We start from the raw sequence: 19,366 nt of genomic DNA, 5'->3' as shown, positions 1-19,366 counted from the left end.
ATGAGCGACGCGAACGAGCTCATCTCATTTATCGCGTCGATGTCGGGGGAGGGCAACCTTCGCGTCGAGGAGAACCTTGGCGAGGGGTATGTCCGCCTCCGCGTTTCGGAGGCCGAGCGGCGCCAGGCAAAGCACGACATTCAGCATGTCGAGGATATCGTCATCGAAATGCTCCGTAATGCTCGCGATGCCGGCGCCGACAAGGTCTATCTCGCCACGACCAAGGAAGATGGCGTCCGCACGCTTGTCTTTCTGGATAACGGCTCGGGTGTTCCGCAGGATATGCAAGAGCGAATCTTCGATGCTCGCGTTACCTCAAAGCTCGAGAGCATGAAGATGGACCGTTGGGGCGTTCACGGTCGTGGCATGGCATTGTTTTCGATCAAGCAGAACACCGACGAGGCCCGTGTGGTCACGTCTGGTGTCGATCTTGGTTCAGCCTTTAAGGTGAGCGTTGCGGCCGACCGCCTTAGTGAGCGTGCCGATCAGTCCAGCTGGCCCCAGGCCGTCAAGGATGAGGACGGACGTTATGTCTGTGCTCGCGGTCCGCATAATATTATTCGCGCTGCCTGTGAGTTTGCGCTCGAGGAGTTGCGTGGTTGCGATGTCTATCTTGGTTCTCCGTCTGAGATTGCCGCGACCCTTTATGCTCAGGCGTCAAGCCGGCTCGATACCTCGCGTCTCCTGTTTATCGATGACGAGAGCGAGCTTCCGGTTGTCGACCGTTTAGGCCTTGCCTCTGATGCCGAGGACTTTATTCGCATCTGTTCGAGTTTGGGTCTTGAGATGTCCGAGCGCACGGCACATCGCATTTTGGCAGGGCAGATTAAGCCCGTTCGCGGTGTGACCGCGCGTCTGCTGCGCGAGCGTGATTCTTCCTCGCATGCGCCGGCTCCTGTCGATCTTGCGAAAGATCGTCGCGGGCTACGTATTGCCAAGGATGACATGGCACAGTTTTCGCGTGCTGTGGAGCGCGACTTTAATGACCTTGCCGCCCGGTACTATCTCAACCTTTGCGGCGACCCAAAGATTCGCGTTTCGCGTGATCGAATCACCGTGACCTTCGATCTTGCCAAAGAGGAATAGTGCCTTTACCGAGTCCACTCGGTACGATACAGTTATTGCAGTTAAAACGTACTTTTAAACGCAGGAGTTTCTTCATGGATTGCCTGAAGGTATCAAGCAAATCATCGCCCGCGTCCGTTGCCGGCGCCATCGCCGGCATGGTCAAGGATGGTGTACCCGTCAACATCCAGTGTGTCGGTGCCGGTGCTGTCAACCAGGCCATTAAGGCCGTGGCTATCGCGCGCGGTTTTTTGATTCCAACCGGTTTTGATATTTCCTGCGCGCCTGTGTTCTCCGACATCCTCATTAACGGGGAGTCGCGCACGGCCATCCGCCTTTCTATCTACGTTCACCAGATCAATCGAGCTGCTATGGATAACGTCGTCATGGATGATGTTAAGCCTGTGGCATAGCTTCTGCTTGCCTCGATTCGCCTCCCTTCCATCGTTAGGACTTATGCACATGGACCAGCGTTCTGTACGCGATATTCTTGCCGGTAAAACCTACTTTATCCGCACCTTTGGCTGCCAGATGAATCAGCACGACTCCGAGCGCGTGAGCGGTTTGCTTGATTCGTATGGCTGTCTCATGGCGCTCGATCCCTCGCATGCCGATATTGTTGTCTTCATGACATGCTGCGTGCGCGAAGCCGCCGATACTCGCCTGTACGGTCAGTGCAATTCATGCAAAAGCCTGCCGCCTTCGCCTTCGGGCAAGCGTGTGGTTGCCGTGGGCGGCTGCATTGCGCAGCGTGATGGCGAGGGCCTGCTCACCAACGTCGATAACGTCAATGTCATCTTTGGCACTCATTCTATCGCACATGTGGCCGAGCTCATTGCCGAGGCGTTCCTTGACGGCAAGCGTCATATCCGCACCAATGAGCATGAGGATACGGATGCCATGAGCATGCCGTGGCATCGCGAGACCCAGTATCACGCCTGGGTGCCCATCATGACGGGCTGCAATAATTTCTGCACCTATTGCATCGTGCCGTACGTGCGCGGTCGCGAAAAGAGCCGCCCCTTCGAGGAAATTGTCGACGAGGTGACCGGTTTGGTGCGCCAGGGCGTGCGTGAGATTACGCTGCTGGGCCAAAACGTTAACTCATATGGCCGCGATCTGTTTGGCAAGCCGCGTTTTGCCGATCTGCTGCGTGCCGCGGGCGATACGGGTGTGGAGCGCATCTTCTTTACCTCTTCTCATCCTAAGGATCTGCTGCCCGAGACCATCGACGCCATGGCCGAGACGCCTGCCGTCATGCCGCAGCTGCACCTGGCCGTCCAGTCAGGTTCGACGCGGATCCTCAAAGAGATGAATCGCCGTTATACACGCGAGGACTATCTGGGCCTGGTCGATCGCATTCGCAACCGTATGCCCGATATCGCGCTCTCGACCGATATTATCGTTGGATTCCCGGGCGAGACTGAAGAAGACTTTGAGCAGACGCTCTCACTTGCCGAGACGGTCCGCTATGCTCAGGCCTATACCTTCATCTATTCCAAGCGCGCCGGTACTCCGGCCGCAGAGATTGACGATCCCACGCCGCATGAGGTTATTCTCGAGCGTTTCAACCGCCTGGTTAAGATTATCGAGACTACGGCTCACGAGTATAACCAGGGTGAGCTTCATTCTGTGGTGCCGGCGCTCATTGAGGGAACGAGTAAAAAGAACGACGCGGTCCTGCTGGGCAAGAGTCCCAAGAATCAGACCGTGCATGCGCCTATCCCCGAGGGTTACAGCATCGATCAGCTTGTTGGCAAGATCGTTGATGTTGACGTTGACATTGCCAAGACCTGGTATTTGTCCGGCTCCGTTGTGGGCGAGCCGCGCTAATGGTTTCTCCCAGGGCAGGTCTTTCCGCCGTTGCGATCGTCGGTCCGACGGCGGTTGGTAAGAGTGATGTTGCCGACCGTTTGGCAGCTCGTCTTTCGTCCGAAGTGCTGTCGTGCGATGCGATGCAAATCTATCGCGGCATGGACATCGGTACCGCAAAGATGGCGCCCGATGAGTGTACGGCGCCGCTGCGTCTTGTCGACATTGTAGAGCCGGGTGTGGCATATTCTGCTGCGCTTTATCAGGCTGACGCTCGCGCGCATGTTGAGCGCTTGCTTGGCGAGGGCCGCCTGCCGGTGTTTTGCGGGGGTACGGGGCTGTATCTCAAGGCCGCCCTCGATGAGATGGACTTTCCCTCGGGTGAACTTGAGGACGATCGCCGTGCGGGCTATCAGGAGCTTGCCGAGCGTATTGGCGAGGAGGGACTGCATGCCCTGCTTGCCGAGCGCGACCCCGAGTCCGCTGCGGTCATCCACCCCCATAATGTTCGCCGCGTGATTCGCGCTCTCGAAATGCACGATGATGGAGTGTCCTACGCGCAGCAAAAGTCGCAGTTTAGTGTTCCGCGCGAGCATTATCACGCTCTGTGGTTTGGTCTGACGCGTAATCGCGAGATGCTCTACGAGCGCATTAACCTGCGCGTCGACCTGATGTTTGAGCAGGGCCTTGTCGATGAGGTTCGCGGTCTTATGGACCAGGGGCTGGCAGATGCCCTGACTTCGATGCAGGCGATTGGCTATAAAGAGATTATCGATGCCTTTAACGGCGTGATTTCTATGGATGAGGCTCGCGAACTCATCAAGATGCGTTCGCGTCGCTATGCCAAGCGTCAGCTTTCGTGGTTTAAACGCGATGACCGTATCGTGTGGTTCGATATGGACGAGTTTACGATCGATGAGGTCGTTGAGGACATCCTGCATCGTATTGAGGCTGTCTAATGGCTCGTTTTCCTCTTGTTTCCACGGCACCCGAGCCCGAGCGTGCCATTTTGGTCGGTGTTGAATGGCGCGACAATGCATGGCCGCTCGATCGATCGCTTGACGAGCTGGAGCGCCTTGCCCATACGGCTGGTGCCCGGTGCGTGGCGCGCTTGTCTCAGCGTTTGGTAAAGCCGTATCCTAAATCGTTTATCGGTTCCGGTAAGGTTGAAGAGCTGTGCGGCCTGGTGCATCGCATGGATGCCGATGTCGTTATTTTTGACGACGACCTGACGCCCTCGCAGCAATCCTATTTGGAGAAAGCCGTGGGCGAGCCGGTAAAGATTATCGATCGTACGGCACTGATCTTGGATATCTTTGGCCTGCATGCTCAGACGCGTGAGGGACGCCTACAGGTACAGCTGGCACAGCTTCAATATCTGTTGCCTCGTCTGCGTGGCATGTGGAGCCATCTTGCCAAGGAGCAGACGCGCGGCGGCATCGGTTCGCGCTTTGGCCAGGGTGAAAGCCAGCTCGAGGTTGACCGTCGCTTGATTCGCAATAAGATTGCCGCGCTTCGTCGTGAGCTTAAGCAGGTTGAACAGCGTCGCGATGTCCAGTCCAAGAGTCGCATTGAGTCACCGGCGTTTCGCGTCGCGTTAGCCGGTTATACCAATGCCGGTAAATCGACGTTGCTCAATCGCCTGACCGGCTCTACGGTACTTTCGCAGGACAAGCTGTTTGCTACGCTCGACCCGACGACGCGTTCGTATCACCTGCCCGGCGGTCGCGGCATGACGATCACCGATACCGTCGGCTTTATTCAAAAGCTGCCGCATGGTTTGGTCGATGCCTTTAAATCGACGCTGTCCGAGGTGTTGGGTGCCGATCTAATTCTCAAAGTCGTAGATGCCTCTGACGAGGACTATGAGCGACAGCTGGAGGCTGTCGACCGCGTGCTTGATGAGATCGGCGCTGGAGAGCGTTTAACGCTGACCGTATTCAATAAAATCGATCTTCTCGATAGCGTTGATCGACTGAGCTTCCGTCGTCGCTATCCCGAGGCCGTTCTGTTCTCGGCCCAAACGGGCGAGGGGCTCGACGATCTCGTCGATCGCATTGCTCGCGAGGCGGCTGCCACCGATGTGTTGCTCTCTGCTGATATCCCGTATCGCGAGGGCGCCCTCATCACGCTGGTGCATGAGCAGGGAACCCTTTTGCACGAGGAATATCTCGAGGATGGCGTTCGTATTGTGGCGAAGCTGCCGGCTCGTATTGCGCCGCGGCTCGAGCGTTATCGCACCGAGTAGGCGAGCTCCAAAATGCCCAGTATGATGGGCTGATGCAGCAGATAAAAGGGGAGTGCGTGACGTCCAAGGCTGGCGAGCGCCGGTAGGGGGTTGGCGTAGGTCCAGCTAGGGACGGTCTTATCGATTCCCTGCGCTATATGTGCGGCGAAGTATCCTGCAAGATACATAAAGATAAACGGGATGATGGGGTAGTAATCACCTGAAACAAACCCAGGGCTCGGAAATCCCAGCCACGCCAGGTAGGGGACAGGGTAGATTGTTTTGGGGATGCTCCAGGTGAGGGCGAACAACACAAGGCATAGGGACATGCCCCATCTCGCCGATATCCTCTTAAGGACGGGATCGGTCAACGCCACGATGCCGGTACATGCGGCCATGCAGTAGATGATGCCAAAATTAACCGAATCGTCTACTGAGACAAGCGTTGTTACCAACCAGACGACGAGTGCTGCTAAGGCGTATTTGGCGGCACGTTTGATATTGTTGCGCGAAAGGGTGCACATCCAACCCGCGATAAACAGAAATACCCAGCTGATGCTGGCGCGCCAGATGTCTTGAAAGACAGTCTGGGTAAACCAGGGCATATCCCAACCGTACAGGTAGGCGAGATCGTAGCAAGCGTGAAAACCTGCCATTGAAATCATCGTAAACCCGCGGACGGTATCAAAGATGGTGATGCGTTTTTGCATTACGAGAACCGGCGCATCAAGCCGACGACTTTGCCCAAGATAACGGGATTCGTTGCATAGATAGGCTCCATGGTGTCATTCTCAGGCTGCAGGCGTACGCGTCCCTGCTCCTTGTAGAACGTTTTGACGGTCGCTGAACCATCAATCATGGCCACGACAATTTCGCCATTCATGGCACTCTTTTGTTCACGGACGATGATGTAATCGCCATTGAAGATGCCGACATTGATCATTGAGCTCCCATGCACCTCAAGGATAAAGGAACCCTGATCGGTGGCGATTTCGGTCGGGATAGTAAAAGTGTCTTCGATGTTCTGCTCGGCCAGAATGGGGATCCCAGCCGCGACGCGACCAACGAGCGGTAGCGAGACCGTTCCGCGAGGTGCGGTGGGCTCGTCAGATTTAGAAATTGAGACAGAGGAGCCGTCCTCGTTAAAGAGTTCCAGGGCGCGCGGTTTGGTGGCATCGCGCTTGAGCAGCCCGCGCGCCTCCAAGGCAGATAAGTGGGCGTGCACGGTGCTGGGGGAGGAAAGGCCCACGGCAGAAGCCATCTCGCGCACGCTGGGCGGATAACCCTTCTCTTGCTGATATTCCTTGATGAAGTCGTAAATTTGCTGCTGACGCTTGGTAATTTTGCGAGCCATCAGGGCATCCTCTCTACCCATGTCAAACAAATGTTCGAATTTTGCTTGACAGGAACAACTGTTCGAAGATAATAATAACCGAACATTCGTTCTCGCGCTAGACATTTTTGTCCGCGCGGCTTGATAAAACTGTTCTCAGCAAAACACGCGAGAGGAGAACATGATGAACGCAACGAATATGGTCCAGGGAAACCTCGCCCTTAAGCTCGAGACGCCTGCAGAACCCACTTTTACGGTTGTTCAGGGCGGCCGCTCCGGCTTTCAGCCTTTGACCGTAAAGCCTGCTCGCAATCAGCAGGCTGTAGTCGCGCCGGCTCGCGTTGCCCTGAAGGTTCCGACGATTGTCGCCGTTGCCGTTGCGCTTACGCTCTTCTTTGTCCTCGCTACGTCGGTCTTTAGCGCTCGTCACGCCGCGTATGCCGAGTCCGTTTCCAATGTTACCTACGAGACCATTCGCGTTCAGCCTGGCGATTCTCTTTGGTCGCTTGCCGAGGAATATCCAATCGAAGGCCTTTCCACGCAAGAGACTTCCGACATGATTCGTAGTGTCAATCATCTGGAGCATGGTTCGCTCGCCGCCGGTGCGCATCTTAAGGTTCCTGCTCGTTCGTAATCATTATCGCGCTGCGCATGGTACCCTTGTTATCGTTTAAGAGGAGGTACCATGCGCTGTCCTAAATGCGGCAAGGCACATACCCGCGTCGTTGATTCCCGTATGCAGGAGTCAAATAACACTATTAAGCGCCGTCGCGAATGTTGCTCGTGTAACTACCGCTTTACAACGTTCGAGCGATGCGAAGACCCAATTGAGGTCATTAAGTCGGACGGAACTAAGCAGCGGTTCGATCGCAATAAGCTGCTCGTCGGCTTGATGCGCGCCACCATCAAGCGTGATATCGACACTAAGAAGCTCAATGAGATTATCGACGACATCGAGGTCGAGCTGCGCTCTCGCACGCTGACGGCCGTCACGTCGCATGAGTTGGGTGACATGGTGCTCAAACGCTTGGCCAAGATCGACAAGGTGGCGTACATCCGCTTTGCCTCGGTCTACCGCGATTTCAAAGACGTCGATGAGTTTCTGCAAGAGCTCGACAAGCTAAGGTGATTCCATGTCCAACATTACCCTCAACATAAAGCGTCTCGATCCCACCGTCGAGCTTCCCAAATACGCCCATCCCACCGATGCCGGCTTGGATCTGCGCTCCAACGAGGACTGCGTCCTGAAGCCCTTCGAACGCCGTCTGGTCTCTACTGGGCTGGCCATCGGCCTGCCCGACGGTTACGCCGGCTTCGTCCAGCCCCGCAGTGGCTTGGCCATTAAGCAGGGCCTGTCTATAGTCAATACGCCGGGCCTCATCGACGCCCACTACCGAGGAGAACTCAAGGTTATCCTCATCAACCTGGATCCCTCCAACAACATCCAAATCAACAAAGGCGACCGCATAGCCCAACTCGTCATCCAAGAAGTCCCCACGGTCAACCTCATAGAGGTAGAAGAACTAGACGAAACCGACCGAGGCAACGGAGGCTTCGGCTCCAGCGGCGTCGCTTAGTCTTTTGCTTCGTTGAACGGAGTGTCGTAATGTCCGCTCGCCCCTGGGATGCCCCTATATATCATCCCGTGCTCAAACATTCTCGCTGCGCTGCGAAACTGCGCGCGGGACGATATATAGGGGCATCCCAGGGGCGAGCTACGTTTACATGCTCGCAATCGGTTATGGCTTCCCATCTGAAGCCTAATGCTGTATCTAGAAGCTGTGTCTAACAAGTAATCCGATCTGACAAAGAGACGGCTCCTTTGTCAGATTGGATTACTTTGATTTCTTGTTTTCGAGTTTCCCTTCGCTGCTTTTAGTAGGGTAACCGATATGGCTGCTAGTGCGTACGTATAGCCGTGGCGCAGGCCGCCCACACATATCGTTCCACGCGCAGTTTCGCAGCGAGCGAAGCGAAGCGAGAATGTTTGAGCATGGAATGATATGTGTGGGCGGCCTGCGCCACGGCGGACAGTCCGGTGCTAGCGGATATGCGCGGGTTTTCCGCCCCAGTAGAAGCGGCAGAAGGCTCGTTTGCGCTTTTGGGGCTTGCCTACGAGCTCCATGCTTGCGATGGCTATGTCTTCGGCTGCGTGGGGGCGGCGTAGCACTTCGCCGTTGATGAGTAGGGCTTTGAGTGATTCGGGATGGTCGTGCAAGTGACGTAGGGTTACGATGAGTTCTCGTGCGGTGGTGACATGCATGCTGGCGCCCATGCCGGTGAGCATCGTGGTGTTGGCCTTTTCCTGGCCGTATGATTTGCCCAGCAGGATCATCGGCAGATGCGCGCACAGGCACTCGGTGACGGTGAGTCCGCCCGATTTGAGGATTGCCAGGTCGCAGCCGTGCATGAGGGCCGCCATGTCGTCCACGTAGTCCAGAACTGTGACGTTTTCGAGCTTCATGGCGTCAAAGAGCGTCTTGAGGCGGGTGGCGTATTCCTCATCCTTGCCCGGCAAAAAGACAAAATGCATGTCCTCAAAGCTGCGTAAGAAGGGGAGCGTATGCTCCATCGCCGCCCGGAAGCGCACGTAAGGTTGCGGCAGGCTGGCGCCAGCCATAACTAGCACGACCGTCTTGTCTGCCGGCAAATTGAACTTACTCAGCTCATCCTCACGATTGTAATCGGTATCGAAACCAGTTCGGATGGGGATGCCCGTTATGCGGATTTTAGACTCGGGTACCTTGCGCGGACGCAGCGTTTCGGCCATAAATTCGTTGGCAACACAGAATAGATCGGTGTCCTTGTGGGGCCAAAAGCCTTCGACTTCATAGTCTGTTGGTACGCAGATGACCGGGTAATCGATACCCGTGATGACGCGGGCGCCCACGGCAACATTGGCAGCTGTGATGTGCGTTGCGACCACGGCTATAGGCCTGCGGCGACGAATATATTCGTTGAAGGCGGGGAACATAATTCGCGACCATGCTGTGCCGCCACCCCAGAGAAGATGTCCCGTAAGCGTATATCGCCAGGTCAGGTCGTAAATGGGGCGCGTGGCTCCCGTAAAAGAAGCCGCGGTCTTATTGCCGTCGAATTTAATACGTCCAAAATCGAGGATATCCAGGACTTCGATCTCAACATCCTCAGGGATTCCCTTGGTGCCGCGGATAAGGTCAAATGCTTGTGCAATCGCGTTGGCGGCGGCTTTGTGGCCCGATCCAACCGATGCGTGCACAATGGTTACAAGGGGTTTTTGTGCAGGTAAAACGGTCATTTGCTCCGGTTGGGGAGTGGCTTGAATGGGCAGGGGGGCGCTATTGTCCGTCTGCGTTTGATCCATCGATAACTCCCCTTCAGCTATGTTACGCGATTTATCATTGTAGTGCATGAGTGTCATGTTCACGTAAATTTGGGTATGAGCGCAAAGAACGCCAATCTTTCGACAGGAGGTCTCTTCATGACTACCCATCAGCCGATCGATGTTGCTATTATCGGCGGCGGCCCTGCGGGCTATGCTGCAGCCATTTACGCGGCGCGCGCCAACCTAACGACGACCGTGATTGAGCAGGGCATGTCGGGAGGACAGATCGCCACAACCAATGAGGTCGAGAACTATCCGGGCATTCCGCTCTTGAGTGGCGCCGAACTCGGTGAGCGTTTTCAGCAGCATGCAGAGGGCTTGGGAGCTCAGGTCGCATGGAGCATGGTTACGGGTATCGATTACGATGCCGATGCAGCGCTGTTTACGGTGCATCACGATATGGGTGATATGCTGGCCTCGAGCGTTATCGCTTGCATGGGTGCCACGCCGCGTCCGGCAGGTTTCGCTGGCGAGGATACCTATCGCGGTCGTGGCGTTTCATATTGCGCAACATGTGACGGCATGTTCTTCCGCGGCAAACAGGTCTTTGTAATCGGTGGTGGCAATTCGGCATGCGAAGAGGCACTGTTCCTGTCAGACATTGCCGGCAGTGTGGCCATCGTGCTGCGCCGCGACCAGTTCCGTGCGCCTGATGGTGTTGTTCAGAAAGTACTCGAAAAGGACAGTATTACAGTTAGGTACCAAACTAGTATTGTGGAGCTCTCGGGCGAAGCCATGCCAACGACGATCACCTTTAAGGACAATGCATCCGGTGAGACTCATACCGAGTCATTTGAGCCCGGCTCGTTTGGCATCTTTGTCTTTACCGGAACGCAACCCCATACCGAACTTGTCGAGCATCTAGTTGATTTGGCGCCGGACGGCGGTATTGTTACTGATGATTCCATGGCGACCCGCACGCTAGGTCTATTTGCCGCTGGCGATATCCGTTCCAAGCGCTTACGCCAGGTTGTGACCGCCGTTTCTGACGGAGCCATAGCAGCAACTAGCGCATACGCGTTTCTCCGCGGATAAGTACGATAATATATCTTATGTAAGGTTGCTATCTTTAAACAAAGTGGTTGGACGGTGCATCAATGTGCTGTCCAACCACTTTTACTTGTCGGCTATGTGGTATGCAAAACTAGATAATCTAGAATACAATATAGAAATGAACGGAGGACCTTTATGAACCACGTTAAACACGTTATTCCGATGTCTGATTCGTCGGTCAGCATTAAGCCTGAGGATATTCAGCCCACTGTGCTGCCCGATGCATTTATTGAGTCCGATATCGTTCGCAAACTCAATACGTTGAGTCTGCCGCGCTATAATCAGTTGCCCAATGTGACGCTCTACCGCGACCAGGTCATTGAGTATGTTGCACTGTGGATGGAGCCACTGTCCATTTGCGTTGAGCAGCCCGTCATTACGCCATCGATGATCAATAACTACGTGAAGGTCGGCCTGGTGCCTGCTCCGGTCAAAAAGCAATATGGCCGCGAGCAGATTGCCCGCCTGATTGCTATCTGCATCTTTAAGCAGGTGCTACCTATTGCTGCGGTGCAGGCACTCTTTAACATTCAGCGTTTGAGCTACGATGCCCCTACGGCCTTTGATTATGTGGTCGATCAGCTCGAGGCATCGATTCGTTCGGCGTTTTCCGTCGAGCAGACGCCGGTTCCCGATACGGCGCATCAGGTAACGCGTGAGTCGCTGCTTGTGCGCAGCGCGGTTTCATCCTTTGTTTCGAAGGCTTACTTGATGAGCTATCTCAAGTTCAACGGGTTTAATAGCTAGCCGACGTATAAAACGGGCGGGACAAAGAGCCATCTGTCGCTTTGTCCCGCCCGTTTTTTTGCTTGGTTGGACTTTATTTGCCTGAAGCTACGCCCATGCCGTAGCCGATAATGAGCCCATGCATTTCGGCGTAATAGGAATCCAGGCCGTTGCAGGGCATGATGATGGTCTTGGAACCGGGCCAATGCTCGACTATGCGGTCAGCAAGCGCCTGGGCTCCAGCTTCGTTCTCAACGTGATCGATAACGACCTCGCCGCCCGTAAAACCCTCGGCTTCCATGGTGTCGATGATCTTGTTGAGCATCTTCTTTTCGCCACGAGTGTGTCCGACGAGTTCGATTTTACCTGCCTCACTCGCCGTGCCCAAAATGCGGATATTGAGCTTGTTGGCAATGACGCCGGCTGCCTTAGGGATACGTCCGGCTTTGGCGAGGTTTTCGTAATTGCACAAACTGAAGAGGATTTTGCTGTTCTGTTCAAGGCTATCGAAGTATGCGCAAGCATCCTCGAATGAGACATTCGGATTGCTTGCAAGATAGCGGTCGAACAGCAGGAAAATGAGGTCCATTTTACCGCCAGCTGCGCGTGAATTGACTAGATGAATCTGTCGGTCCGGTTCCTCGGCAAGAACCATATCGCGAGCCGTGGCTGCCGCGTTGTAGCTGCCCGACACGCCCTCAGAGATTGGCATGCAGATGGTCTTGTCTGCCAATTTGAAGAGCTCGGCCCACTCCCCTACGCTGGGACAAGCGCTTGAAGAAGCGTTCGTCTCCGCCTGAACAGCGCAGTTGAGCTCATGAACATCGAGCGAAAGGTCATCGACGAATTCACGCTCCCCCACTCGAATTTTGAGGGGCGCAAATGCAAAGGTGGTATGGGGTGCGGTCGGTTGCCAATCGCGGAGGTTGCAGCTTGAATCTGAGATAAGTGCCCAGCTCATAGAGGGTCCTTTCTAATTGCTCCCATACAATTATAGCCTTCTTGCTGACCGATTGGGCCGCTATCTAGTATTCAAAACTAGATAGCGGCCTGCACGAAAGGCAAAAGAATGGACCCCATGACTCAAAGCCACGAGGTCCACATTCACACGCCGTGTAAGATGACTTAGTAACGCACGAAGATATAGTTATTGTTCATGCCGGCGGCAACGGAGCTGATGATAACACCCGTGTTGTAGTCGGAAGCATGAATCATCTGACCACCACCGATGTAAATGCCGGTGTGGTACGAGTTGACCACAACGTCACCGGGCTGCGGATCGGACACACGCGTCCAGCCCATAAAGGTACCCGTGGTGCCCAGGCGGCAATAGCGACCAGTGAGGCAATAGCTAACAAAACCAGAGCAGTCGAAGCTGTTCGGGCCAATTCCGCCCCAGGAATAAGCGCAACCAAGCTTGCTGTATGCACGCGAGACAACAGAACCGCCATCGACTGACTGGCTCGGAGCAGAAAGCGTCGGAGCCGGGGCAGGCGTAGAGGGCTGCGGCGTCGGAGCAGGTGCCGGCGTAGGAGCCGGAGTGTTGCCGCCCTGGTTGTTATTATTGCTGGTCTGGCCACCGTTGTTGGTGTTCTCGGTCGTACCGGCAGTCTCGTTGCTCACCGTGGCCTTCTCGGCGGTACTGGCGTTGATGCCGGCCTGCAGCGCGGCGTTGGCCTCGGCCTCTGCGGCAAGCTCGGCTTGCAGCTGCGAATCCAGGGAGTTTACGACGTTCTGGGCTTCAGCCTGCTGGGCGTTAAGCTCGTCGACCTTCTTTTGCGTGGCTGCGACGTTCTTTTCCTGCTCGGACTGCTTATCGGTGAGCTGCTGCTTAAGCTCCTTGACCTCTTGAATGGTCTGAGCTTGCTTATCGGAGACTTTGCCGTAGTAGAACAGACGGTTGAGCATATCGCTCAGGTCGTCAACGCCCGTTAGAACCTGAAGCAGGCTCAGACCGCCGGTCTTGTACTCGCCGGCGACATAGGTCGAGAGCTTGGCCTGACCGTCAGCAATCTCCTGCTGCTTTTGCGTGATCTCGCCAGCAGTCTGATCGAGCGCCTGCGTCTGCGTGGCGAGCTCATCGTAAATCTGCTGGGTTTGGGTACCGATCTGCTCGAGCTTCGTACGAGCAGCGGCAAGGTCGGATGCGGTATCGGCGTAGGCAGGAGCCGCGAGGCCCAAGCCTAAAACACAAGCGAGGGTTGCCGTAGCAGCGCAGCGTGCCATGTTTTTGTGCGTGTTTGCTGTGCGCATGTAGCTTCCTTTCCAGTAACTAAGGGTAACGGCTAGTCCACCGTCACCAGGCTAAAGAGCTCAACATCGTCGTCAGTCGACGTGAGCTTCTCGCGCGGGTTGAGAAACGCAAGCTCAAGGATACACCCGTAGCCCACAAGCTTTGCGCCCATATCTCGCACCAGTTTACCTGTTGCCTCGACGATTCCGCCCGTCGCGACCAAGTCGTCCAGAATCAACACGGTATCTTTAGAGCTGATAGCGTCGGCATGGATCTCAATTGAATCGGTGCCGTACTCGAGCTCGTAGCTCTGGCTTACGGTCTCGCGCGGCAGCTTGCCCGGTTTACGTGCGGGAACAAAGCCGGCGCCCAGAGCGACGGCCACGGGAACGCCCACCATAAAGCCGCGAGCCTCGGGACCTACGACCTTGGTGATTCCCATGCCGGCAAAGTGCTCGGCGAGGGCATCGGTCATGGCTTTGAGCGCCTCGGGATTGCCGAAGAGCGGCGTGATGTCTTTAAAGATGACTCCGGGCTCGGGATAGTCGGGGATGTCGACGATTTGAGATTCGAAGTCGTACATTGCATGACCTTTCAATGGGTTGCCGGATAAGCGGCAGCTGTTACTTGCCCGCGGTGACGGTGCCGGATTGCGAAGGGGCGACGACCTTGAGCGGCTTTACGAGAGAATCCTCGTGTGAAGCCGGCGCGACTGTCTCTTCGTTTTTGGCCTTGGTGGACTCGGAGCGAGTGATTTCCTCATCGAGTGCATCGATGTCGGCGTCTTCGACCACGGCGTTGAGCGACTCAAAAACGCGGTTCTTGAGCAGCGCGGTGTGCACGCCCTCCGTCAGGTCGTGAAGCTTCTTAAACGCACGCTCGAGCTTGGCGTCGCGCTCGTCATCGGAGGTGTCCATGCCGAGCATGCTCACGAGCACCTGCTCAAACATCGAGGACTCGCGGTTGGCGGAAGACACGTACTGACGCAGGTTGCGCGGCTCGATATGGAAGCGTGACAGCTCGGAGCAGTAACGGATGATCGGAAAATCGCGACCATCGACGAGCTCACGATTCTGCGGACTCTTGATGATGCGAATGAGGTCGTTCTCGGCGAGCGAGCGGATAAACGAAATCTCGACGCCCAGCATATCGGGAATGGTCTCGATGGGATGCAGCTTTTGCTTAGTCTCCTTGGGCTCCGTCTTGAGTGGAACATCGGACAGCAAGCCCACCTCGTAGGCGAGCGTTGACAGGTCCGTGGCGTTTTCCAAGCGCTGCTTAATCACGTTGAGCGGCATGTAGCGAGTCTTCTGCAAGTGCAGAATGACCTCCAGGCGATCAACGTCCTCCTTGGAGTACTGACGGTATCCCTTAGGCGTACGATGAGGGGTAATGAGCCCCTCATCCTCTAGAAATCTTATTTTTGAGTTCGAAAGATCGGGGTATGCGCCTCGAAGTAGGTTGACGACTTGGCCGATACTCAGATAGTTGCGTTCGGCCATGCCCTACTCACCGGTTTCGATGCGCTCCGGCGTGCTCTCGTGGTAGATGAGCGTAAACGTACCGATCTGAACGGAAGAACCGTCGTGCAGCGGGGCTGCATTGACGATGGCACCGTCGACCCAGGTGCCATTGAGCGATCCCAAGTCCTCGATGCGAGCGCCGAGGCCCTCGCGAATAATGCGCGCGTGGCTGCGCGAAACAGTCATGTCGTTGAGGAAGATGCCGTTCGCGGGATCGCGGCCGATGGTGGTCACGTCGTCCTCGAGCTCAAAAGCGGCACCCGTCTGCGGACCCTTGACGATGGACAGAACGGGGGCGGTGATGCGCACGTTGGCCATGAGGTCGGGAACGGTGACGTCGCTTGAAGGCACGCGGAATACGCAGGTAGCGTCAGCAGTCTTATCATTCTGAGGCATATTGTTAACCATGTTGTCCATGACAACCCCTAACTTATCGCGGACGTGCCGCAAATAATGAACCGTACGTAATCATACCCCAACGAATCAGTCTTCGATTTCAGGGTTCAGAAAGTCGATGTCCTCGTCCTCGGGATGCGCGAGAGCCTGTTTAATGGCCGCTCCGCCCTTAATGGAGTAGATGACAGCCGTGAGCATGGAGAAGATCACGCCGCCGTACACAAAGAAGATGCCGAGGGGCACCGAGCTTCCGTTGAGGCCCGGGAAGGCCGTGAGGGTTGAAGGTAAAAGATGCAGGCCGTCAATAACGGGGAACCCGAGCAGCATGAGCGAGAAGCCGGTCATGAGCAGCGCTGTCGCAATCTTTCCGGGGAAGACGACGTCAATGGGACGAGGGTGGTAATGGCGAACGATAAGTGTGCCGATGCCCAGATAGATGTCGCGGTCAATAATGAGCACGCAGACCCAGATGGGAAGCTCGCCGCGGACTACCAGGCCCAACACGCCGGTAAACAGCAGTGCACGGTCGCAAATGGGATCCATGACCTTGCCGAGCCACGAGACCGTCTTAGTCATGCGGGCGATCTGACCGTCCATCCAGTCGGTGGAGGCGGCAACGGCGTAGATTGCGATGGCGATGACGCGATTGTTATCCGTCACAAACAGGTACAGAAATACCAGGGTGAGGATCAGGCGCGTAAAGGTGATGAAATTGGAGATCGTAAAGATCTTATTCGACGGGTAATCGGAAGTGCCGATAAGCTCCTTTTTGATCTTCTTTTTGATGCCCACAGGACTCCCCCGCTGGTTAACGACAAAACTTTCGATACTATACCCGTTCCGGCGATGTCTATCCAGCGCAGCCATAGAGAGTCCAGACATGTGGAGGGCGCTTTTAGGCGGCGGGGATTTCGCATTCGTGTACATCAGCCTCCAAACATGTCGAAAAATGTCGATTTTGGTGGCTGATGTACACGTTTTGATTCGGTGATTACATCGAGCGGGAACGTTGTTGCTTTAAGCAAAATAATCATGGTGATTAAAACAAAAAAGGTCAGGCACTAGGTGCCTGACCTGCAAACTTCTGGTCGGGACGACTGGATTCGAACCAGCGACCCCTTGACCCCCAGACCCCTAATTTAGGCTCTACCTGTGTCTTTTTTATTATAACACGCGCAAATAGCGGATGTAAGCAGTTTCCGCATATGTAAATTAACGCAGGTAAGCGCAGGTTTCTACATTTCGTTATTATTTTGCTTACGAACTCATGGTGCAGCCGTTGATTCTCTGGTGACTCCGGAGCGCCCAGAATCAACGGCTTTTGGGTTTTCGCAGGCAGAATTGCCCATCTGGAATCAAAAAGTGTTTTGGGGAGAATCATGACGAGCGAAAAAGACGACAATAAGAGCTTACGCATATGTGGAAACGGCTCCGTCAGGAAGAACAAGGGGAAATGGCAGGCCATCGTCACCCTCGTCGACGAGGGGTCTGGTGAGCGCACGCAGAGGACGAGGAACACGGGCATCGCGTGCTTTGCCGAGGGCACCCGCGGCAAGAAGGCCGCCCTCGACGCGCTCGCGGATTTCAGGTGCGAGATCGAGGCGGAGCTCGCCGAGATCGAGAAGTTGAGGGTAGCGGTCGAGGAACGGCGGGCGAAACTCGAGGCGGACGATTACGCACTTCTCCGGCTGGGGGACGCGCTCGAGAAGTTCATCGACTTCTGCCTGCAGATGAACCGGATAACCCCGACCACGCGCGACGACTACCATTTCAGCGCCCTGCATATCGAGCGCGACGAGCTAGGAATGATCCCCGTGAACGAGGTGACGACCGACGACATCAACGCGTGGTCCGCGCGGAGGATTGCCCTGGGCACAGCTCCAGATACGCTCAACAAGGCCTTCAAGCTGGGAAAGCGCCTCTATACAGTGCTTATCAAGAGAAGCAACGACACGATCGGGAAAAACCCGTTCGATGGGGCCCTGGCACCGCGCATCCTCGGCAAGCCGCGCAACGCGCTCAGGTCCGACCTCGTGCCCAAGCTCAACTCCATCTGCTCCATGATGCCCGATTCGCGGTTCAAGCGGGCGGTCGTGCTCGCGCTGCATACGGGGATGCGCATCGGCGAGGTCTGCGGCCTGCGGTGGTGCGACATCGACTTTGAGTCGGGGCTTATCACGGTCAGGCACTCGGTGGCGTACGCGAAGGGGATGGGGTCGTTCATCAAGGACACCAAGACCCATGATTTGAGGTCGATCCCCATCGACCCGGTGGGCCTTCTCCCCTTCCTGAAGGGGATATACGACCTCGACCTCGGGAAGATGCGCCTGCGCGGGCTTACCGGCTCGGTCGAGATCGGGGACTGCTACATCCTCTCGGAGCCAGGCGCGACCTTCGCGACAACCAGCTATATCCGCAGGGCTTTCAAGACGTTTTCGGAAACCAATGCGCTCATGGGCACGAACGACGAGCTGATCACCTTCCACGGCCTTCGCCATACCTTTGCGACGCAGTGGATCCGCCAAGGCGGGGACATCAAGGCGCTGCAGTCGATTTTGGGACACAAGGACGCCATGGTGACGCTCAACGTCTACGCGGACATCGAGCCGATTTCCAAGATCCACAACATGCTGCGCGTTTCGCCCTGCCTGTGGCGTGGCTACCTCGGCCTCAGGGTTGACCCCGGCCCCATGTTCCAGCAGCGTATCCAGGAGGCCGTCGAGACGCTCCAGGCATTCGGGTACGGCATCACCGAACCGGACGACCGCAATATCGTCATCCGCGACGTGAAGACGATCAGCCGGCTCTATCCCACAGAGTATGCGGCAGTACTGGGCGCAATTCCGACCGAGGCGACGGTGCTTTGATAGAATGGCCGCTGACGGCGGCGGTATCCATTACAGCCTTCGCTTTCTGAATAGGAGGAACGCCCGCCATTATGACTTGAAATCAGTAATTGCCGCCGAAGGGCGAATCGCCGAAAGAGCAATAAAGATAAAAGGATAATAACAGGCAGCTATACTGCGGGGTGCCATCTCAGGCACCCCTTTGTCTTGCTGGATACCTGCTGGATGGTAGGTATGTAGTTCTGTAGCGATGTAGCTGAATGAGCATGTAGCCATATAGTTCAGTGGCTGGGATTCGGCCTACCCATATGCCGCTGCGGCATTGTCTGGCTAGCTGGCGAGGTCATGTCTATCCTCTGCAGCATCAGCCAATCCAATCCGAAGGGAGCCGCACATGCACGCAGCGGAAATTCCTTTCGGGGGGGGGTATCTCCTAGATTTACCCGCCGCCTGAAAGGGCAGTCGACAGTCGAGTACGTCCTGATCATCGCGATCATCGTCCTGGTGGTCCTGATCGCGGGGCCGTGGGTCTCGAGCGCGATCCGAAACCAGTTCAACCTCGTGGCTGGGACGCTCGGCAACGGGATCGACAAGGGGAGCTGGGAAACCGGCGGCACCGGCGGCGGCAATGGGTCGCTGACCGATGCAGATATCGTGGACCCCGTACACGGAACCGCGTTCGCCGTTTACTCGGAAGACGACCACAGCCTCATGTTCTACAAGCGGAAGGGGCTGCCAAAAGTCGGAGACATGTTCAACTACCGCAGGGTGACCGAGGTGTACACGGG

General features: G+C 55.9%; 21 protein-coding genes. 12 read left to right on the top strand and 9 right to left on the bottom strand.

Translation table 11 applies throughout. The features are described 5' to 3' along the window. From PMX60_RS09430 to hflX, 5 genes are all read left to right on the top strand, one after another. On the top strand, positions 1-1,086 hold the full coding sequence (locus PMX60_RS09430; protein ID WP_271747701.1) for an ATP-binding protein: 1,086 nt from the start codon (positions 1-3) through the stop codon (positions 1,084-1,086). Positions 1,087-1,160: 74 nt separating this feature from the next. After that, entirely contained in the window at positions 1,161-1,478 is a 318-nt protein-coding gene (locus PMX60_RS09425; protein ID WP_006235982.1) for a stage V sporulation protein S, read from the top strand. Positions 1,479-1,527: 49 nt separating this feature from the next. Then, a complete protein-coding gene (gene miaB / locus PMX60_RS09420; protein WP_271747700.1) occupies positions 1,528-2,898 on the top strand; it encodes a tRNA (N6-isopentenyl adenosine(37)-C2)-methylthiotransferase MiaB in 1,371 nt (456 codons plus the stop codon). Beyond that, positions 2,898-3,836 carry a tRNA (adenosine(37)-N6)-dimethylallyltransferase MiaA gene (gene miaA / locus PMX60_RS09415; RefSeq protein WP_271747699.1) on the top strand — a complete coding sequence of 313 codons (939 nt, stop codon included), beginning with the start codon at positions 2,898-2,900 and terminating at the stop codon, positions 3,834-3,836. The genes miaB and miaA overlap by 1 nt, the downstream gene beginning before the upstream one ends. Then, on the top strand, positions 3,836-5,125 hold the full coding sequence (hflX, locus tag PMX60_RS09410) for a GTPase HflX (protein ID WP_195233663.1): 1,290 nt from the start codon (positions 3,836-3,838) through the stop codon (positions 5,123-5,125). Before miaA ends, hflX begins: the two co-directional genes overlap by 1 nt. On the opposite strand, the gene PMX60_RS09405 is transcribed toward hflX, so the two are convergent. Together PMX60_RS09405 and lexA are read right to left on the bottom strand one after the other, a co-directional pair. Further along, positions 5,110-5,814 carry a heparan-alpha-glucosaminide N-acetyltransferase gene (locus tag PMX60_RS09405; RefSeq protein WP_195233665.1) on the bottom strand — a complete coding sequence of 235 codons (705 nt, stop codon included), beginning with the start codon at positions 5,812-5,814 and terminating at the stop codon, positions 5,110-5,112. The genes hflX and PMX60_RS09405 overlap by 16 nt on opposite strands. Further along, positions 5,814-6,458 carry a transcriptional repressor LexA gene (gene lexA / locus PMX60_RS09400; RefSeq protein ID WP_040359862.1) on the bottom strand — a complete coding sequence of 215 codons (645 nt, stop codon included), beginning with the start codon at positions 6,456-6,458 and terminating at the stop codon, positions 5,814-5,816. Before lexA ends, PMX60_RS09405 begins: the two co-directional genes overlap by 1 nt. A 163-nt stretch (positions 6,459-6,621) precedes the next feature. Here lexA and PMX60_RS09395 point away from each other — a divergent pair, with 163 nt between their 5' ends. From PMX60_RS09395 to dut, 3 genes are read left to right on the top strand one after another with little or no spacing between them, the layout of a single operon-like run. Continuing rightward, a complete protein-coding gene (locus PMX60_RS09395; RefSeq protein ID WP_195363352.1) occupies positions 6,622-7,071 on the top strand; it encodes a LysM peptidoglycan-binding domain-containing protein in 450 nt (149 codons plus the stop codon). 51 nt (positions 7,072-7,122) lie between these two features. Next, positions 7,123-7,566, top strand: coding sequence for a transcriptional regulator NrdR (gene nrdR, locus PMX60_RS09390; protein ID WP_022093781.1), 444 nt, complete (start codon positions 7,123-7,125; stop codon positions 7,564-7,566). Positions 7,567-7,570: 4 nt separating this feature from the next. Then, a complete protein-coding gene (gene dut, locus PMX60_RS09385) occupies positions 7,571-8,014 on the top strand; it encodes a dUTP diphosphatase (protein ID WP_271747698.1) in 444 nt (147 codons plus the stop codon). 464 nt (positions 8,015-8,478) lie between these two features. Here dut and PMX60_RS09380 read toward each other — a convergent pair whose 3' ends face one another. Then, positions 8,479-9,675: an MGDG synthase family glycosyltransferase gene (locus PMX60_RS09380; RefSeq protein WP_271747697.1), complete on the bottom strand. Its 1,197-nt coding sequence runs from the start codon at positions 9,673-9,675 to the stop codon at positions 8,479-8,481. Positions 9,676-9,897: 222 nt separating this feature from the next. Between PMX60_RS09380 and PMX60_RS09375 the strand changes: the two genes are divergently transcribed. Further along, positions 9,898-10,836: an NAD(P)/FAD-dependent oxidoreductase gene (locus PMX60_RS09375; protein ID WP_271747696.1), complete on the top strand. Its 939-nt coding sequence runs from the start codon at positions 9,898-9,900 to the stop codon at positions 10,834-10,836. A gap of 153 nt (positions 10,837-10,989) precedes the next feature. Continuing rightward, the gene (locus tag PMX60_RS09370) at positions 10,990-11,601 is read left to right on the top strand and encodes a DUF1836 domain-containing protein (protein ID WP_271747695.1); all 612 of its coding nucleotides are present in this window, start codon (positions 10,990-10,992) and stop codon (positions 11,599-11,601) included. Positions 11,602-11,674: 73 nt separating this feature from the next. Here the strand turns inward: PMX60_RS09370 and PMX60_RS09365 are convergent, their stop codons facing one another. The 6 genes from PMX60_RS09365 to PMX60_RS09340 form a co-directional block, all read right to left on the bottom strand. Continuing rightward, positions 11,675-12,541 (bottom strand): DegV family protein, encoded by an 867-nt coding sequence (locus tag PMX60_RS09365; protein WP_271747694.1) that lies wholly within the window; start codon positions 12,539-12,541, stop codon positions 11,675-11,677. A 164-nt stretch (positions 12,542-12,705) separates the two neighbouring features. Next, complete coding sequence (locus PMX60_RS09360; protein WP_271747693.1) at positions 12,706-13,833, bottom strand: coiled-coil domain-containing protein; 1,128 nt, start codon at positions 13,831-13,833, stop codon at positions 12,706-12,708. A 32-nt stretch (positions 13,834-13,865) separates the two neighbouring features. Next, positions 13,866-14,396, bottom strand: a complete 531-nt coding sequence (locus PMX60_RS09355; protein ID WP_271747692.1) for an adenine phosphoribosyltransferase — start codon at positions 14,394-14,396, stop codon at positions 13,866-13,868. Positions 14,397-14,436: 40 nt separating this feature from the next. After that, positions 14,437-15,315 carry a transcriptional regulator FtsR gene (gene ftsR, locus PMX60_RS09350; protein ID WP_161115805.1) on the bottom strand — a complete coding sequence of 293 codons (879 nt, stop codon included), beginning with the start codon at positions 15,313-15,315 and terminating at the stop codon, positions 14,437-14,439. Positions 15,316-15,318: 3 nt separating this feature from the next. Beyond that, positions 15,319-15,753 (bottom strand): FHA domain-containing protein, encoded by a 435-nt coding sequence (locus tag PMX60_RS09345; RefSeq protein ID WP_006236002.1) that lies wholly within the window; start codon positions 15,751-15,753, stop codon positions 15,319-15,321. Positions 15,754-15,819: 66 nt separating this feature from the next. After that, complete coding sequence (locus tag PMX60_RS09340; RefSeq protein WP_271747691.1) at positions 15,820-16,524, bottom strand: CDP-alcohol phosphatidyltransferase family protein; 705 nt, start codon at positions 16,522-16,524, stop codon at positions 15,820-15,822. Positions 16,525-17,111: 587 nt separating this feature from the next. Here PMX60_RS09340 and PMX60_RS09335 point away from each other — a divergent pair. Continuing rightward, the gene (locus PMX60_RS09335; protein ID WP_271747690.1) at positions 17,112-18,599 is read left to right on the top strand and encodes a tyrosine-type recombinase/integrase; all 1,488 of its coding nucleotides are present in this window, start codon (positions 17,112-17,114) and stop codon (positions 18,597-18,599) included. Between the two features lie 324 nt (positions 18,600-18,923). Next, the coding region (locus tag PMX60_RS09330) for a hypothetical protein (RefSeq protein ID WP_271747689.1) at positions 18,924-19,366 on the top strand (443 nt) is incomplete at its 3' end.

The organism is Collinsella aerofaciens, from assembly GCF_028206995.1.
In the GTDB taxonomy this organism is placed as follows: domain Bacteria; phylum Actinomycetota; class Coriobacteriia; order Coriobacteriales; family Coriobacteriaceae; genus Collinsella; species Collinsella aerofaciens_AQ.
The sequence above is the reverse complement of the archived record's forward strand: the minus strand, read 5'-3'. Positions and strand labels throughout refer to the sequence as shown.

Bases quoted from the DNA above. Each gene is read 5' to 3' on its own strand.
- PMX60_RS09395 (WP_195363352.1), top strand. From the start codon at position 6,622: ATGAACGCAACGAATATGGTCCAGGGAAACCTCGCCCTTAAGCTCGAG.
- PMX60_RS09355 (WP_271747692.1), bottom strand. From the start codon at position 14,396: ATGTACGACTTCGAATCTCAAATCGTCGACATCCCCGACTATCCCGAG.
- lexA (WP_040359862.1), bottom strand. From the start codon at position 6,458: ATGGCTCGCAAAATTACCAAGCGTCAGCAGCAAATTTACGACTTCATC.
- PMX60_RS09335 (WP_271747690.1), top strand. From the start codon at position 17,112: ATGACGAGCGAAAAAGACGACAATAAGAGCTTACGCATATGTGGAAAC.
- PMX60_RS09375 (WP_271747696.1), top strand. From the start codon at position 9,898: ATGACTACCCATCAGCCGATCGATGTTGCTATTATCGGCGGCGGCCCT.
- PMX60_RS09430 (WP_271747701.1), top strand. From the start codon at position 1: ATGAGCGACGCGAACGAGCTCATCTCATTTATCGCGTCGATGTCGGGG.
- PMX60_RS09360 (WP_271747693.1), bottom strand. From the start codon at position 13,833: ATGCGCACAGCAAACACGCACAAAAACATGGCACGCTGCGCTGCTACG.
- PMX60_RS09405 (WP_195233665.1), bottom strand. From the start codon at position 5,814: ATGCAAAAACGCATCACCATCTTTGATACCGTCCGCGGGTTTACGATG.
- ftsR (WP_161115805.1), bottom strand. From the start codon at position 15,315: ATGGCCGAACGCAACTATCTGAGTATCGGCCAAGTCGTCAACCTACTT.
- nrdR (WP_022093781.1), top strand. From the start codon at position 7,123: ATGCGCTGTCCTAAATGCGGCAAGGCACATACCCGCGTCGTTGATTCC.
- miaA (WP_271747699.1), top strand. From the start codon at position 2,898: ATGGTTTCTCCCAGGGCAGGTCTTTCCGCCGTTGCGATCGTCGGTCCG.
- PMX60_RS09345 (WP_006236002.1), bottom strand. From the start codon at position 15,753: ATGGACAACATGGTTAACAATATGCCTCAGAATGATAAGACTGCTGAC.
- PMX60_RS09370 (WP_271747695.1), top strand. From the start codon at position 10,990: ATGAACCACGTTAAACACGTTATTCCGATGTCTGATTCGTCGGTCAGC.
- PMX60_RS09425 (WP_006235982.1), top strand. From the start codon at position 1,161: ATGGATTGCCTGAAGGTATCAAGCAAATCATCGCCCGCGTCCGTTGCC.
- miaB (WP_271747700.1), top strand. From the start codon at position 1,528: ATGGACCAGCGTTCTGTACGCGATATTCTTGCCGGTAAAACCTACTTT.
- hflX (WP_195233663.1), top strand. From the start codon at position 3,836: ATGGCTCGTTTTCCTCTTGTTTCCACGGCACCCGAGCCCGAGCGTGCC.
- PMX60_RS09365 (WP_271747694.1), bottom strand. From the start codon at position 12,541: ATGAGCTGGGCACTTATCTCAGATTCAAGCTGCAACCTCCGCGATTGG.
- dut (WP_271747698.1), top strand. From the start codon at position 7,571: ATGTCCAACATTACCCTCAACATAAAGCGTCTCGATCCCACCGTCGAG.